11 protein-coding genes are annotated in these 13,727 nt (G+C 71.0%); 9 read left to right on the plus strand and 2 right to left on the minus strand.

All coding sequences use genetic code 11. The features are described from left to right. The first annotated feature begins 305 nt into the window (after positions 1–305). The 7 genes from E6J59_01725 (at position 306) to E6J59_01755 (ending at position 9,810) form a co-directional block, all read left to right on the plus strand. The gene (locus E6J59_01725; protein ID TMB23533.1) at positions 306–716 is read left to right on the plus strand and encodes a DUF4105 domain-containing protein; all 411 of its coding nucleotides are present in this window, start codon (positions 306–308) and stop codon (positions 714–716) included. Between the two features lie 49 nt (positions 717–765). After that, positions 766–1,887: an ABC transporter permease gene (locus tag E6J59_01730; GenBank protein TMB23534.1), complete on the plus strand. Its 1,122-nt coding sequence runs from the start codon at positions 766–768 to the stop codon at positions 1,885–1,887. Continuing rightward, the gene (locus E6J59_01735; GenBank protein ID TMB23535.1) at positions 1,832–2,647 is read left to right on the plus strand and encodes an ATP-binding cassette domain-containing protein; all 816 of its coding nucleotides are present in this window, start codon (positions 1,832–1,834) and stop codon (positions 2,645–2,647) included. The genes E6J59_01730 and E6J59_01735 overlap by 56 nt, the downstream gene beginning before the upstream one ends. Then, positions 2,640–3,566, plus strand: coding sequence for an MCE family protein (locus tag E6J59_01740; GenBank protein ID TMB23536.1), 927 nt, complete (start codon positions 2,640–2,642; stop codon positions 3,564–3,566). The genes E6J59_01735 and E6J59_01740 overlap by 8 nt, the downstream gene beginning before the upstream one ends. Continuing rightward, a complete protein-coding gene (locus tag E6J59_01745; protein TMB23537.1) occupies positions 3,563–4,201 on the plus strand; it encodes a membrane integrity-associated transporter subunit PqiC in 639 nt (212 codons plus the stop codon). The genes E6J59_01740 and E6J59_01745 overlap by 4 nt, the downstream gene beginning before the upstream one ends. Before the next feature lie 61 nt (positions 4,202–4,262). Further along, positions 4,263–7,007: a hypothetical protein gene (locus tag E6J59_01750; protein TMB23538.1), complete on the plus strand. Its 2,745-nt coding sequence runs from the start codon at positions 4,263–4,265 to the stop codon at positions 7,005–7,007. Between the two features lie 442 nt (positions 7,008–7,449). Continuing rightward, the gene (locus tag E6J59_01755; GenBank protein TMB23539.1) at positions 7,450–9,810 is read left to right on the plus strand and encodes a tetratricopeptide repeat protein; all 2,361 of its coding nucleotides are present in this window, start codon (positions 7,450–7,452) and stop codon (positions 9,808–9,810) included. Between the two features lie 60 nt (positions 9,811–9,870). Here the strand turns inward: E6J59_01755 and E6J59_01760 are convergent, their stop codons facing one another. Next, positions 9,871–10,533: an OmpA family protein gene (locus E6J59_01760; GenBank protein ID TMB23540.1), complete on the minus strand. Its 663-nt coding sequence runs from the start codon at positions 10,531–10,533 to the stop codon at positions 9,871–9,873. A 398-nt stretch (positions 10,534–10,931) separates the two neighbouring features. Between E6J59_01760 and E6J59_01765 the strand changes: the two genes are divergently transcribed. Then, on the plus strand, positions 10,932–11,351 hold the full coding sequence (locus tag E6J59_01765) for a hypothetical protein (protein ID TMB23541.1): 420 nt from the start codon (positions 10,932–10,934) through the stop codon (positions 11,349–11,351). 563 nt (positions 11,352–11,914) lie between these two features. Here the strand turns inward: E6J59_01765 and E6J59_01770 are convergent. After that, positions 11,915–12,301, minus strand: a complete 387-nt coding sequence (locus tag E6J59_01770) for a hypothetical protein (protein TMB23542.1) — start codon at positions 12,299–12,301, stop codon at positions 11,915–11,917. Positions 12,302–12,640: 339 nt separating this feature from the next. Between E6J59_01770 and E6J59_01775 the strand changes: the two genes are divergently transcribed. Next, positions 12,641–13,727: HAMP domain-containing protein (locus E6J59_01775; GenBank protein TMB23543.1), on the plus strand; the 1,087-nt coding region annotated here is incomplete at its 3' end.

The raw sequence follows: 13,727 nt of genomic DNA on the forward strand, positions 1-13,727 counted from the left end.
GCCCTCGTCGTCGAGGGGGTGCGCGGCGCCCCGACGGCCGTCGACAACATGACGCCCGGGAACCGCTTCGTCCGAACGCTGGTGCAGCTCCCGATCGTGCCCGGCGTGACCGCGCACTCGATCATTCCGGTGAAGGGCGGTTTGCCGCCGCAGGGGCAGAACGACGGCGTCGTCGAGTACGACAGCGCCCACATCGACGGCGTCGAGTCCGAGGTGGTGGTGGTGCACCAGACACACTCCTGCCAGTCGAACCCGCACACGATCGCGGAGGTTCGCCGCATCCTGCTCGAGCACCTGGCCACGCCATGACGACGATCCGGCCGAGCAACGACCGAACCTGGCTCGCCGACGTCGCGCGGACGCCGCACGGCGAGCTCAGCGGGGACCGGCTCACGATCCACGATCTCCGGAACTTCGACTACCGCTCCGAGACGGACTTCACGGAACGCTGGGAGACGCGCACGTACGATCTCTCGGGCCTCGACCGCCTCGACTTCTTCTTGTCGTACTGGGGCTCCCCGAAGATCGCCCACACCATCGTGAGCTGGGCTTTCCAGGACGGCCAGCACCTGGCCGTCTCGATCGAGACGCGCAAGGAGGTCGGCGAGTCCTACGACGCGCTCGCCGGCTTCTTCCGGCAGTACGAGCTCATCCGCGAGGGGATCACCGTGCCGCGGCGGTTCGACGAAACGGACGCCGGCGCGGTCCGACGGTAGGGTGCGTGCTGGACGCGCCGGGACCGATTACGCTAGCTGTCGCCGTCGGGTGGAGCAGGCGTCGCTGACCGCGTCCCGCGTCGACCCAGACACGGTGTGTGTCCGGGTCGCAGGGGTCTGGCGATTGCGACGCGGCCTTCCGCCGGCCGACGCCGTCGCCGGCGTACTCGACGAGCGCGTCCGGCGCCTCGTCTTCGACGCGCGTGACCTCGCGGGCTGGGACAGCTCGCTCGTCACCGTGCTGGCGCAGGTGCTCGACGGCTGCCGGGGACGGCTCGAGGTCGAGCGCACGGGCCTCCCCGCGGGCGTCCAGCGCCTTCTCGCACTCGTCGAGGCCGTCCCGGAGAAGCAGGGCGCGCGCGGTGGGGCTACGCGCCCGGCGTTTCTCGTCCGGGTAGGAACCGCCGCCATCGAGGCGACCGAACAGACCCGGCAGTTCCTCGCCTTCCTGGGCGAGGCGACGCGCTCGTTCGCGCGCTTCCTCCGCCGGCACGCGCGCTATCGCCGGGTGGATCTCGTGCTCGAGGTCCAGGAGGCGGGCGCACGAGCACTGCCGATCGTCACGCTCATCAGCTTTCTCGTCGGGCTCATCATGGCGTTCGTCGGCGCCGTCTCGCTGCAGCAGTTCGGCGCGGGCATCTACGTCGCGAACATGGTCGCGGTGGCGATGGCACGCGAGATGGGCGCCATGATGACCGCGATCATCATGGCCGGCCGCACCGGGTCGGCGTACGCGGCGCAGCTCGGGACGATGAACGTGTCCCAGGAGATCGACGCCCTCACCACCATGGGCATTCCGCCGATCGACTTCCTCGTCCTGCCGCGCATGCTCGCGCTCTCGCTCATGATGCCGCTGCTCGCGATCTACGCCGACTTCATCGGAATCCTGGGCGGCGTGGTGGTCGGGACCACGATGCTCGACCTCAGCGCGACGCAGTACTGGGAGCAGACGAAGGGCGCGATCACCGTCGCGGATTTCACGACCGGCGTCGGCAAGAGCGTCGTATTCGGCGTGCTGGTGGCGCTCGCGGGCTGCATGGAGGGCATGCGCGCCGGCCGGAGCGCGTCCGCGGTCGGTGACGCCGCGACGCGGGCGGCGGTGCGAGCGATCGTCTATGTCATCGTCGCGGACGGCATCTTCGCGGTCGTGTTCCATGTCCTCGGCATCTAGCAACGCCCACATCCGCGTCGACGGACTCACGATGGCGTACGGCAGCTTCGTGATCATGCGCGACCTCACGTTCGAGGTCGCTCGCGGGTCGGTGTTCGTGATCATGGGCGGCAGCGGCTGCGGCAAGAGCACGCTGCTCCGCCACCTGATCGGGCTCAACGCACCCACCGCGGGCACGATCTTCTACGGCGAGGAGAACTTCTCCACCGCGCCGCCCGACGCGCGCGAGCGGATGCTCCGGCGCTTCGGCGTCCTCTACCAGGCGGGCGCGCTGTTCAGCTCGCTCACGCTGGCACAGAACGTGATGCTGCCGCTCGGGGAGTACACGGACCTCGCGCCCCGCGAGATGCGCGACGTGGCCGCGCTCAAGCTGGCGCTGGTCGGGCTCCGGGGGTTCGAGGACTACTACCCGTCGCAGATCAGCGGCGGCATGCAGAAGCGGGCCGGCCTGGCGCGCGCGATCGCGCTCGACCCGGAGGTGCTGTTCTTCGACGAGCCGTCGGCTGGGCTCGACCCGATCAGCTCCCGCCGGCTCGACGAGCTGATCCTCGAGCTGCGCGAGAGCCTCGGCGCGACCATCGTGGTCGTCACCCATGAGCTCCCGAGCATCTTCACGATCGCCGACGACAGCGTCTTCCTCGACGCCGACAGCCGTACGATGATCGCTTCCGGCGCGCCGAAGGAGCTGCTCGCGCGCTCGACCGACCCGCGCGTGCGGGAGTTCCTCACGCGCGGGGCAGAAGGGAGCCATCATGGGTAAACGCGTGAACCCCGCCGTCATCGGCGCGTTCGTGATCGGTGCGCTCGTGCTCGGCGTCGTGGCGATTACCATCTGGGGCTCCGGACGCCTGTTCGAGAAGGCGTACAACTATGTCTGCTACTTCCCGGGCTCGGTGAACGGCCTGAACATCGGTGCCCCAGTCAAGTTCCGCGGCGTGCAGGTCGGCCAGGTGACGGATGTCCGCCTGCGCTACGCGCAGGTGCGCGGCGATCCGCGCATCCCGGTGTTCCTGAAGCTCGACGAGGACCGGCTGCGCGAGCTCGGCGCCGAGCGCGCCCCGACGCGCGAGGTACTCCGGGAGTTCATCTCCAACGGCCTCCGGGCGCGGCTGCAGGCGCTCAGCATCGTGACCGGCGTGCTGTACGTCGATTTCGACCTGCTCCCGGGAAGTCGGCTCGACCTCGTGCAGCGCGAGGACGCGCCCGTTCCGGAGCTTCCGACCCTGCCGACCGCACTCGAGGAGATGACGAAGTCCGTCAGCGATGTGCTCGCCGAGCTCCGGGCGGTGGACTTCGAGGCGATCGGCAAGGGGGTCAACGACGTGATCGCCAACGTCAACGGGATCGTGAAGAAGCCCGAGCTCCATGCAGCTGTCGACCAGCTTCCCGGGCTGGTCGAGTCGGCGAAGGACCTCGTGGGTGATCTCCGGGCGCACACCGGACCGCTCGCGACGAGCGCGCAGGGGACCGTGGACGAGGCCCGGCGCGCGGCGGAGTCCGCGCGCGCGGCGCTCGACGACGTCCATACGCTGCTCGCTCCGGACGGGCCGCTCGCGGTCGAGGCGACGCGAACGGTCAGCGATCTCGGGCGCGCGGCGCGCGCGCTCAGCGACCTCGCCGACTACCTCGAGCGCAACCCGAACGCGGTCGTCTTCGGCCGCGCGAAGGACGAGCGATGACGCGGCGTGCGCGCGACCTCGTCCTGGCGATCTCGATGGTGGCCGGGTGCGGGCTCGGGGCGCGGCCCGATCGTTCGCGGTTCTTCACGCTCGCCCCGCTTGGCCCCGAAGAGCTCGCGACCGTGCCCGCGGGCAAACTCGAGATGAGTCTCGGCCTCGGGCCGATCGTCTTCCCCGGCTATCTCGACCGCATGTCGGTGGTGCGCCGGACGCAAGCGAACGAGATCGCGATCTCGACGTTCGATCGCTGGGCCGAACCGCTCCGCGAGGCATTCCGGACGACGCTGCAGCAGAACCTCGTCGGCCTCCTCGGGACGCCGCGGGTCGTCCTGTACCCCTGGCAGCGGACCGAGCGCCCCGAGCTGGCGATCGACGTCGTGGTGCTCCGCTTCGAGGCGACGGAGACCGGCGACGCCGACGTCGCGGCGCAGTGGCACGTCGTGCGGGTGGCGGACGGCGCCGTGCTCGTCGGACGGACGTCGCGGATCGAGGAGCGGGCAGGCGGAGCCGACACCGACGCAGCGGTCGCGGCCCTGAGCCGCGCGCTCGGCGGGCTCAGCCGCGAGATCGCGACGGCCGTCCGCGACCAGCAGGCGGCCGGCCACGACCGGCCGTGGGGACGCCCTGGTGCATGAGCCTCGCGCCAGGCGGCGCCACCTTCTGTTTGCGAGTCTCACGGTCCTGGCGTTGGGCGGGATGCTCGGGGCTGGCCTCCTCGCCTGGCGCCTCGAGCGCGGCACGATCGACCTCGGCTTTCTCGTTCCGCTCGTCGAGCGGGCGCTCTCCCGCCCCGATGCGTCATTTGCGGTGCGGATCGGGTCCGCGGAGCTCGCCTGGGACGTTCGCGATCGCCGTCTCGCGCTCCGGGCGCGCGACGTCCGCGTCGTCGGCGCCGGCGGCGAGCCAGTGGCGACCGTGCCGGCTCTCACGCTTCGGCCGGGCGTACGGGCGCTTCTTCACGGGATCCTTGCCCCGCGAGCCGTGCAGCTGATCGAGCCGCGCCTGCGGCTCGTCCGTGCCGCGGACGGCGGCTTCGATCTCGGTCTGGGCGAGGGCGGCGGAACGGGCGGTGTGGAAGGGCTGCAGAAGCTCTTCGCGCGGGCGGGGCCGGCGGCGTCGCTCAGCCGCATCGAAGTGCGCGACGGCGAGGTGGTGGCGACGGATCCCAGGAGCGGTGCCAGCTGGCGCGCCGCGGCCGTCCAGATGGTGGTCGAGCGCCGGCACGAGGCCCTGGCGATGACCCTGGCCGCCCGCCTCGAGCTGGAGAAGAGCGTCGTGCCGCTGCACGCGGCGGTGCTCTTGCCCGCAGACGAGGGGGGCAGCGTGACGCTCCGCTTCGACACGCTCGAACCGGCGGCCGCGGCAGCCCTCGCGCCCGACGGCATGCGATCCCTCCTGGCGCGAGTCGCGCTTCCCGTGACGGGCAGCATGCAGGTCGAGGTCGGGCCTCACCTGGTCCCGCGCCGCGTACGGCTCGAGGCGGAAGGCGGCGCCGGGACGATCTCGGCGCCCGAGCTGCCCGCCGCCAAGCTCCCGGTGCTGGGCCTCCGGGTGGCGGCCGTCCTCGACGTGCCGGCGGACACGATCACGGTCGAGAGCCTGTCCGTGAACCTCGACCACGCAGGCGTTCGGATCGAGGGGGAAGTCGCGGGCGTCCATGCCGAGCGCCGTGTGGAGATCCAGGCGCACGTCTCGCATCTCGCGACCGACGAGCTTCGCTCCTACTGGCCGAACGCGCTCGCGCCCTCCGTCCGCGACTGGCTCGCGAGCCGGGTTTCCGGGGGATTGGTCCGCGAGGCGTCGCTCCGCGTCGCGGGGCGGCTGGGGGGCGACGGCGTCGTCGCGTCGGCGCCCAGCGGATCCCTGATCTTCGACGGGCTCAACGTGCGTGGCCTCAACGGGCTACCGCCGGTGACCGGCATCGCGGGCGACGGAACGTTCACGCGCGACCGCTGGAACCTTCGCGTCGCACGGGGTGCCGTCGGCGGCCTCGAGGTTGCGCACGGCAAGGTCGACCTGGACGTCCCGGCCGGGCAGGCCGCCGTGCAGGCCGCCGTGCGAGGACCCCTCGCCGCGGCGGTGGCGCTCGCCCAGCGGCTCGGCCCCGCCGCCGAAGGCGGCCTCCGGGCGGACACGCTCGAGGGGTCGCTGACCGCCGACGTTCGGCTCGCGGTCCCGCTGCGGTCGGGTGCGCGCGCGGAGAATATCCCCGTCACGGTCTCGGCCGCGATCCGGGACGCCGCCGTTCCGCGGGTGCTCCGCGGCTGGTCGTTCTCGGACGGCGAGCTCGAGGTCGGCCTGCGAGACCGCTCGCTCCACGTCGCCGGGCACGGGCGACTCGAGGGGGCACCGATCGACCTCGTCTGGCGCGAGGCGCTCGGCCGAGGCGGCTCGCCTCGATGCGTCGATGTCACGGGCCGCCTCGGATCGGCGGAGCGCGCTGCGCTCGGGCTCGACGTCCGACCCTGGCTCGACGGATCGATCGGCGTGCGCGCCAGGCTCGTCGAAGAGGACGGCGACGGATCACTCGACGTCGCCGCCGACCTCTCGGACGCGAGCGTCGTGGTACCCCTCCTCGCGGTGGCGAAGCCGCCCGGCGCACCCGGCCGCGCGGAGGCGCGCGTCGTCCTTGCCGGCGGCAAGGCGACCGTGATCGAGCGCTTCGCGTGCTCGGCGGGCGGCGCGTCGGTGAGGGGCCGTGCCGCGCTCGCGGAGGATGGCAACGCACTCGGATCGCTCGACGCGGCCGCCGCGGTCGCAGCGCGCGATGCTCTCCACCCGCCCGGCCACCTGACGCTCGTCCTCCGGTCCGCGTCCGCCGGTCACGAGTTCGTCCTGACCTCGGACGACGCCGGCTCGCTCTTCCGCGCGCTCGGACAGGGCGCCGACGCGACCGGAGGACGGCTCGCGTACGCCGGGATTGTCGACCTCGCGGGCCCGGGAATGCCGTTCGACGGGCGTCTCGAGCTCCACGACTTCACGCTCCTCCGCTCGCCGATGCTAACGCGCGTGGCGACGCTCGCGTCCCTGTCGGGGATCACGAGCCTGCTCGAGGAACGGGGTGTCCGGTTCGAGCGCCTCGACGCCGGCATCGCCAGCCATGGCAGCACCGTCACGATCACGGACGCGCTCGCCCGGGGCCCGTCGGTCAACCTCCTCGTGTCCGGCACGATCGACCGGGCCGAGCTGACGAGCTCGCTTCACGGCACGCTCGTCCCGTCGTACTACGGGATCAATACGGCGGCGGGCCGGGTACCGTTGCTCGGGTCCCTGATCGCGGGGAACGAGCGGCAGGGCGTCCAAGCGTTCGACTTCGACGTGAGCGGTCCACTCGCGTCGCCGCGGGTGTCGGTGCACCCGCTCTCGTCGCTCGCCCCTGGCGCGCTCCGCGACCTTGCGCGGCGGGTGCCCGGGAAGCACCGGTACCACGGCCGCCGGTAGTGACCGGATCGCTTGTCCGCAGTCGCTCCGTTAGAGCCAGAGAACTGAGGGATCTCGGTGAGCATCTTTGGCTCTCCATTTGGCGGCATCCGCCGCGCCTCGCGCAGGCGGTGCACGTCCGATGCCAATCCGACGCGAGTTGACAGGCGTGCAGACGCATCGATAGACCGCACAAGCCAGTTGCACAGGAGGGCGAGCCTTTGGTCCCGTGATGGACTCATCACGTTAGCGATCCCGCGTCGAGCGGAGGGACGGGATGGCGATCGGATCACCGAACGTAACGAGCAGGGTCGCCGCGATCATGGCCGCGGGCATGGTCGTGCTCTGCGGATGCCCGACGACGAGGCAGACGAGGACCGTGGAGAAGAGCGGCTGAGGGTGTCCGGGCGCCCCAGGCCAATCACGGTGTAAGGAGGATCGATCCGCCGAGCCCGACTGGCGGATGAAGAGCTGGGGGATCGACCGTTTGGCGCGCCGTTCGGATCGCGGAACCCGGCGCGGACGGAGTCCGAGGGACGTCCGCCACGTGGGCGGACCTTTGGCTGCGGCCCGTTGGCTGAGAGGCGCGTTGCTCGTCGCCGGCCTTGCAGCTGCGGCGGCCGTTGCATGGCCATGGCTCCGTCACGCGGAGGCACCGCCCGCGGAGCGCAGCTCCTACGTCCGCAACGACCTCTGCCTCCAATGTCATCCGGCGCAAGCGAAGGACTGGGCAATCTCGCATCACTTCCAGGCCATGGCGCCCGCGACCGAGGTGACCGTGCTCGGCGACTTCACCGGAGCGGAGTTCGAGCGGGACGGCGTCGTTTCGCGCTTCTTCCGCCGCGACGGGAAGTTCGTCGTCCACACCGACGGACCCGACGGAGCCGTCGCCGACTTCGACGTCGCCTACACCTTCGGCGTCCATCCGCTCCAGCAGTACCTCATCGCGCAGCCCGGCGGCCGGTTCCAGGCGCTCGCGATCGCGTGGGACACGCAGCGTCGACGCTGGTTCCACCTCTACCCCGACGAGAAGACGCCGGCCGGTGACGTGCTCCACTGGACCGGCCGCTACCAGAGCTGGAACGCGATGTGTGCCTCGTGTCACTCGACCAATCTGCGGAAGAACTACGACCCGGGTACCGACCGCTACGCAACCACGTGGTCCGAGATCAACGTGAGCTGTCAGTCGTGCCACGGTCCTGGTGAACCACACGTCGCCTGGGCCCGCTCAAAGACGGCTCGGCGCGCGCAGGACGACGGACTCATCGATCTCCAAGGAGGCGCGGAACGCGAGATCGAGGTCTGTGCCGCGTGCCACTCGCGTCGATCGGAGCTGGTCGCCGCGCCGGTGCCCGGCGAGCCGCTCTACGACGACTACCTGCCCGCGCTGCTCAACGCCGACCTCTACCACGCCGACGGCCAGCAGCTCGGTGAGGTGTACGAATACGGCTCCTTCCGGCAGAGCCGGATGTACCAGGCCGGTGTCCGCTGCACCGACTGCCACGATCCGCACCGCCTGACGCTGGTCGCGGAGGGCAACGCGCTCTGCCTGCGATGCCACCAAGCGGAGCCGGACACGCGGCGGTTCCCCGGCCTTCGCGCGAAGTCCTACGACTCACCGGCCCACCACTTCCACTCTCCCGGCTCGCCAGGCGCGCTCTGCGTCAACTGCCACATGCCCGCGCGGAACTACATGGTGATCGACGCGCGTCGCGATCACGCCATCCGGATCCCGCGCCCCGATCTCACGGTGAAGATCGGAACGCCGAATGCGTGCTCGGGGTGCCACGCCGACCGGACGCCCGAGTGGGCCGCCGATGCGGTCGCGCGCTGGTACGGCGCCGACCGGCGTCACGAGGCGCACTACGGCGAGGTGCTGGCGGCGGGACGCGCGGGCCGGCGAGGGGCCGAGGAGGCCCTCGTGAACCTGGCCCAGGATTCCTCGGAACCTGCAATCGTGCGCGCCACGGCGCTGGACCTCCTCCGGCACTACGGGCCCGCGAGCGTTCCGGCGAGCGTCGCGGGCACGCGCAATCCCGACCCCGCGGTGCGGACCGCCGCCGTGGCCGGCCTCGAGCGCATCCCTCCGGAGGAGCGTGCGTCGCTCGTCGCCCCGTTGCTCCGCGATCCGGTGCGCGCCGTCCGTATCGAGGCGGCGCGTGTGCTTTCCTCGGTGCCGTCCGATCGTCTCGACGCGTCGCAGCGCCAGGCGGACGAGCGGGTGGTCGGGGAGTTCATCGTCGCCCAGACTGCCGCCCTCGATCTGCCGGGTCCGCACCTGAACCTCGCGGTGCTGTACGAGAACCAGGGTAGGCATGTGCTCGCGGAGGAACACTACCGGAGCGCGCTTCGGCTCGACCCGGACTTCACTCCGGCGCGGTTGAACCTCGCCCGTCTGCTGAATGAACTCGGCCGGAACCCGGATGCCGAGCGCGTCCTCCGGGACGGAATCGCGCGCGTCCCCGACCAGGGCGAGCTCCAGTACTCACTCGGCCTGCTGCTCGGCGAGGAGGACCGTCTACCCGAGGCGGCGGCCGCGCTCGGCCGCGCCGCCGACCTCATGCCGACGCGTGCCCGGGTGCGATACAACGAGGCCCTCGCGCTCCAGCGCCTCGGCCGGCGTGCGGAGGCGGAGGCGGCATTCGTGAAGGCCGAGAAGATCGATCCGGAAGATCCCGAGATCGCATACGCGCTCGCCGTCCTGTACGCGCAGGGGAACGACTGGTCGCGCGCGCGAGATGCGGCGGCGAGGCTCGCGGCGCTATCCCCCGGTAACCCGCGGGTGCAGGAGCTGCTCGACCGCATCCGTCGGCGGTCACCCTAGATGCAAGACGGCCGGGTCGGGTTCTACCCCGACCCGCCGTGCGTGCGTCGGAGACGGAACCTATTCCGTGATCTCGACGCGCCGGTTCCGCGCCCGGCCTTCCTTCGTCCGGTTGTCGGCGACCGGCTTGGACTTCCCCCAACCCTTCGTCGTGATCCGCGACGACGAGATCCCTTGTGCCTCCATGTAATCGGCGACGGCGTTGGCCCGCCGCTCGGACAGCCGCTGGTTGTACGCGTCGGAGCCGATCGAGTCGGTATGGCCCTCGACGAGCGCGCGGACCTCGGGATGCTGCTTCATCGGCCCCACGACCTCCGTATCGATGCGCTCCTTGCCCGCGGGCTTCAGCGTCGCCTTGTCGAAGTCGAAGTACGTGTCGGCCGAGAGCTCGATGTGCTTCGCCGCCGGCGGTGGAGGAGGCGGTGGAGGTGGGGGCGGAGGCGGTGGCGCTTCCTCTGTCGGATCGCAGATTACGTGGCCGAGAAGAGCTCCAATGGCTGCTCCGACAACCGCGCCCCCTCCTGCTGCAGCGCCGGTGTGCTCGTCGGAGCGGTTCTTCTCGTACGCATTGACGAGCCCCCCCGCAGTGCCGGCGCCGACAGCGGCTCCGGCGAGTCCACCGGCGACCGCACAGTAACTCCATCGCCGCTCCCGCATGGCGCTGCAGCCACTCAGGATGAGGATTGCGGCGAGCCCGAGCGCAGTCACTCTCTGGTCACGCATGCTGCACCTCCTCGGTTGGCGGCCGATTGGCGCCGCTCCTAGCTCGAATCGCGTCGGCCAGTCAAACAGTCGGCTGAGGCCGGCTTACCAGCCAACATGCATGAGAGCCGGGGACATCGCTTCCGAACCCCGGCCTCGGCGGCCGCCCAGTTCGTGAGGAGGTGGGCAGACGGCGAGCGGGTACGTTCCGCTGTCGGTCCCCGCGAGTGGGGCGGATGTGGTTCAAACCGTCGCAGGGCCGGTCCTTGCGTCGTCCACCCAGACGGACGTAAACGAAAGTCCTATTTGCGGTCATCGCGTTCTTTGGTTCAGCTCCCGCCGAGGGGCCGGGCGCAGGCGTCCATCTGCCCCGACGCTCGGAGTGGCGGAGCCACATCAATGAGGAGGTCCGCGCACACATGAAAACCGTCGTGCAGTACGTGGTAGCGGGGACGGCGACGCTCGCGCTGGCGGGCACCGGGTTCGCGGCCGACGTCTTCGTGTATCCGCAGAAGGGCCAGTCCGCGGAGCAGCAGAACAAGGATTCCTACGAGTGCTACAACTGGGCCAAGGCGCAGAGCGGCGTCGATCCCGGCGCCCCGCCCCCGCCGGCGCAGCCCGGTCAGCACGCCCGCGGGGTGGTCGGCGGGGCGGCGCGCGGCGCCGGGCTCGGTGCGGCGGTCGGAGCGATCGCCGGCGACGCCGGGAAGGGTGCGGCCGCGGGTGCCGTCCTCGGTGGTGTCCGCGGGCGCCGACGGTCGATGGCCGCGCAGCAGGCGCAGCAGCAGGAGACCAGCAGCGCGTACGACCGCGCCTTCGCCGCCTGCATGGAAGGCTGAGGGTACACGGTCCGACGATGCTCGCACGACGCCATGAGGCCGTCCTCACCGACTTCGCCCGGCAGGGCTGGATCTCCGCCGACCGCGTGAAGGAGCCGCGCCACGGTGCGGGCGGCTGACGCGGCATTGCTGACGAGCGCCCTGCACCCGCTCCATGGAAAGCCCGCCTTCGCGGGGAGCGTGCTCACGGGCGCGCTCCTCGCGATGGTGGCGCTGTTCGGCGGTTCCAGCCGCCGAGCGTCCTCCGGTTCGCTGCGCGCGAGGTCCTCGCCGTCGTCCCCGGTACGGCGGCCACCGCGTTGATCCCGGCGGCGCGCCGGAGGGGCATAGCCCCAAACCAAAGTCGATGTTGACAGAATCGCCTCTTATCGGACGCAGGCCCCCCAGCTCGATCAAGCTCTTGCCAGCACCGGCGTGATCACGCGGATCGGGAGCAGCTTCGATACGTTCGGCATCGCGTGGCGGTACCGCTGGGGAGCGGGGTTGTAGGAAAGAGGAGTACCGATGGCGACGGCAGTCCGGTTGGCCACAGCGGCGCTGACCGGGCGCCGTCAGGTTTGCGCTCAGTGCGTGCCGGCTCGTTGCTGGGCGAGCCGGGCGATCCCCTTGCGAAGCCCCTCGGGCTCGAACCCGAGGGCCTCGCAGATGTCGACGAACGAGAACCCCCATCCGCGGTCGTTGGAGCCGATCCATTCTGCGGCGCGGCGAATGTGAATGGCGTTGCGTGCGTTGGCCGCGCGGCCGTCGCGCAGGATGAGCTCGATCGCGTCGGTCAGCACCGCGAACATGAGCCGCTTCTCGGGCTGGAGGGCGGCGTCTTCGCCGCGATTCGCCTCCCACTGCGCCGGCATTATCGGCTCGAAGTCCAGGGGGAGAAAGGCGGGCGGCCGTCCGGGCTGACGTGCCCCGCCTCCCATGCATTTGTTCACCGCCATCGCGAGGACTTTCATGGTGGGGCGTCGTGTCGAGCGCGAAAGCACCGGGCATGCCGGCTGAAGCACGCGCCATCGCACCGGCCGGCCGCGTGGGAGGGGCGGGTCGTTTCGACACCCGGGTCAGAAGGGCACGGTGCTCCGGCCCTCCGCCGGGTCGCGCGGCGAAGGACCCTGCGGCTCTACTCTTCGGGGTGCTTCATGCGTTAGGGTTCCACGTCGGGCCCGTGTACGGCGCCCGGCTCACAGCGGGGGAGAGAGATGAAGCTCGCGGCCAAGCTCAGCATCGCGCTCGTGCTCGGGATCGTCGCCGTCATGGCGACCTACGCGTAGATCCAGATCTCCAACGAGGTCGTGTTGTTCGAAGCCGACGCGCACCGGGCCCGGCGCAACGGCCTCGCGTGGGTCGGCGTGATCGAGTCGGTGTGGGCGCGCGAGGGCGAGGTGCGGGTGCGCGAGCTGATCGACCTGTCCACCCGCCGGATCGGGGCACGGGAAGGGGCCGTGCGCATCGTTTCCCTTGCCCGAGACGCTCCCGATCGGCCGCCGCTCTCCGACGACGACATTCGGAGGCTCAAGGCCGGCGAGATCGTACGCCACACGCTCCGTGAGGCCGACGGCCAGGACTGGCTACACGCCTGGGCGGAGGTGAGGACCGCCGCGCACCCGACCGCGCTCGCAGCCGTCGAGCCGCTGGGGCACGAGCAGACGTTCGTCCGCATGAGCCATCTCGCCATCCTCGGTGCGACGATCGCGGTGATCGCCATCTGCGCGTTGCTCGCGATCGCGCTTCAGCTCCGGCTCGTCGGCCGTCCCCTCGTACGCCTCCGCGACAAGGCGCGACGCGCGGGCGCCGGCGACTTCTCGCGGCCGCTCGTCCTGTCGCAGCGGGACGAGATGGGGGAGCTCGCGGCGGAGATCAACGCGATGTGCGACCGGATCGCGGAGGCGAACCGGCGGGTGGTGGACGAGACCGCGGCCCGCGTCGCGGCTCTCGAGCAGCTCCGCCACACGGAGCGGCTCGCGACCGTGGGCCAGCTCGCCGCCGGTGTCGCGCACGAGCTCGGCACGCCGCTGAACGTGGTGATGGCCCGTGCCGAGCTCCTCGCGGAAGGCACGGCGTCAACCGCCGACGCCACCGCCAACGGGCGCACCATTCTCGAGCAGGCCGACCGGATGACCGGCATCATCCAGCAGCTGCTCGACTTCTCGCGAAGGCGGGGCCCGAAGATGGGTCTCGCCAACCTGGAACAGCTGGTCGCGCGCACGCTCGAACTCGTTTCCCCCGCGGCCGAGCGTGCGAAGGTCCGGGTCGAGCGTGTCGCGAGTGCCCCGGTGTTCGCTCGTCTCGATCAGAGCCAGATGCAGCAGGTGCTCGCGAACGTGCTCATGAACGGCATTCAGGCGATGCCGGACGGCGGGAGGCTCAGGATCGCGGTGGGCG

Source organism: Deltaproteobacteria bacterium, assembly GCA_005879795.1.
Lineage (GTDB): Bacteria > Desulfobacterota > Binatia > DP-6 > DP-6 > DP-6.

Excerpts from the sequence above, each read along its gene's own strand:
- E6J59_01725 (TMB23533.1), top strand. The coding sequence starts at position 306 with ATGACGACGATCCGGCCGAGCAACGACCGAACCTGGCTCGCCGACGTC.
- E6J59_01735 (TMB23535.1), top strand. The coding sequence starts at position 1,832 with ATGTCATCGTCGCGGACGGCATCTTCGCGGTCGTGTTCCATGTCCTCG.
- E6J59_01740 (TMB23536.1), top strand. The coding sequence starts at position 2,640 with ATGGGTAAACGCGTGAACCCCGCCGTCATCGGCGCGTTCGTGATCGGT.
- E6J59_01745 (TMB23537.1), top strand. The coding sequence starts at position 3,563 with ATGACGCGGCGTGCGCGCGACCTCGTCCTGGCGATCTCGATGGTGGCC.
- E6J59_01750 (TMB23538.1), top strand. The coding sequence starts at position 4,263 with ATGCTCGGGGCTGGCCTCCTCGCCTGGCGCCTCGAGCGCGGCACGATC.
- E6J59_01755 (TMB23539.1), top strand. The coding sequence starts at position 7,450 with ATGAAGAGCTGGGGGATCGACCGTTTGGCGCGCCGTTCGGATCGCGGA.
- E6J59_01760 (TMB23540.1), bottom strand. The coding sequence starts at position 10,533 with ATGCGTGACCAGAGAGTGACTGCGCTCGGGCTCGCCGCAATCCTCATC.
- E6J59_01765 (TMB23541.1), top strand. The coding sequence starts at position 10,932 with ATGAAAACCGTCGTGCAGTACGTGGTAGCGGGGACGGCGACGCTCGCG.
- E6J59_01770 (TMB23542.1), bottom strand. The coding sequence starts at position 12,301 with ATGAAAGTCCTCGCGATGGCGGTGAACAAATGCATGGGAGGCGGGGCA.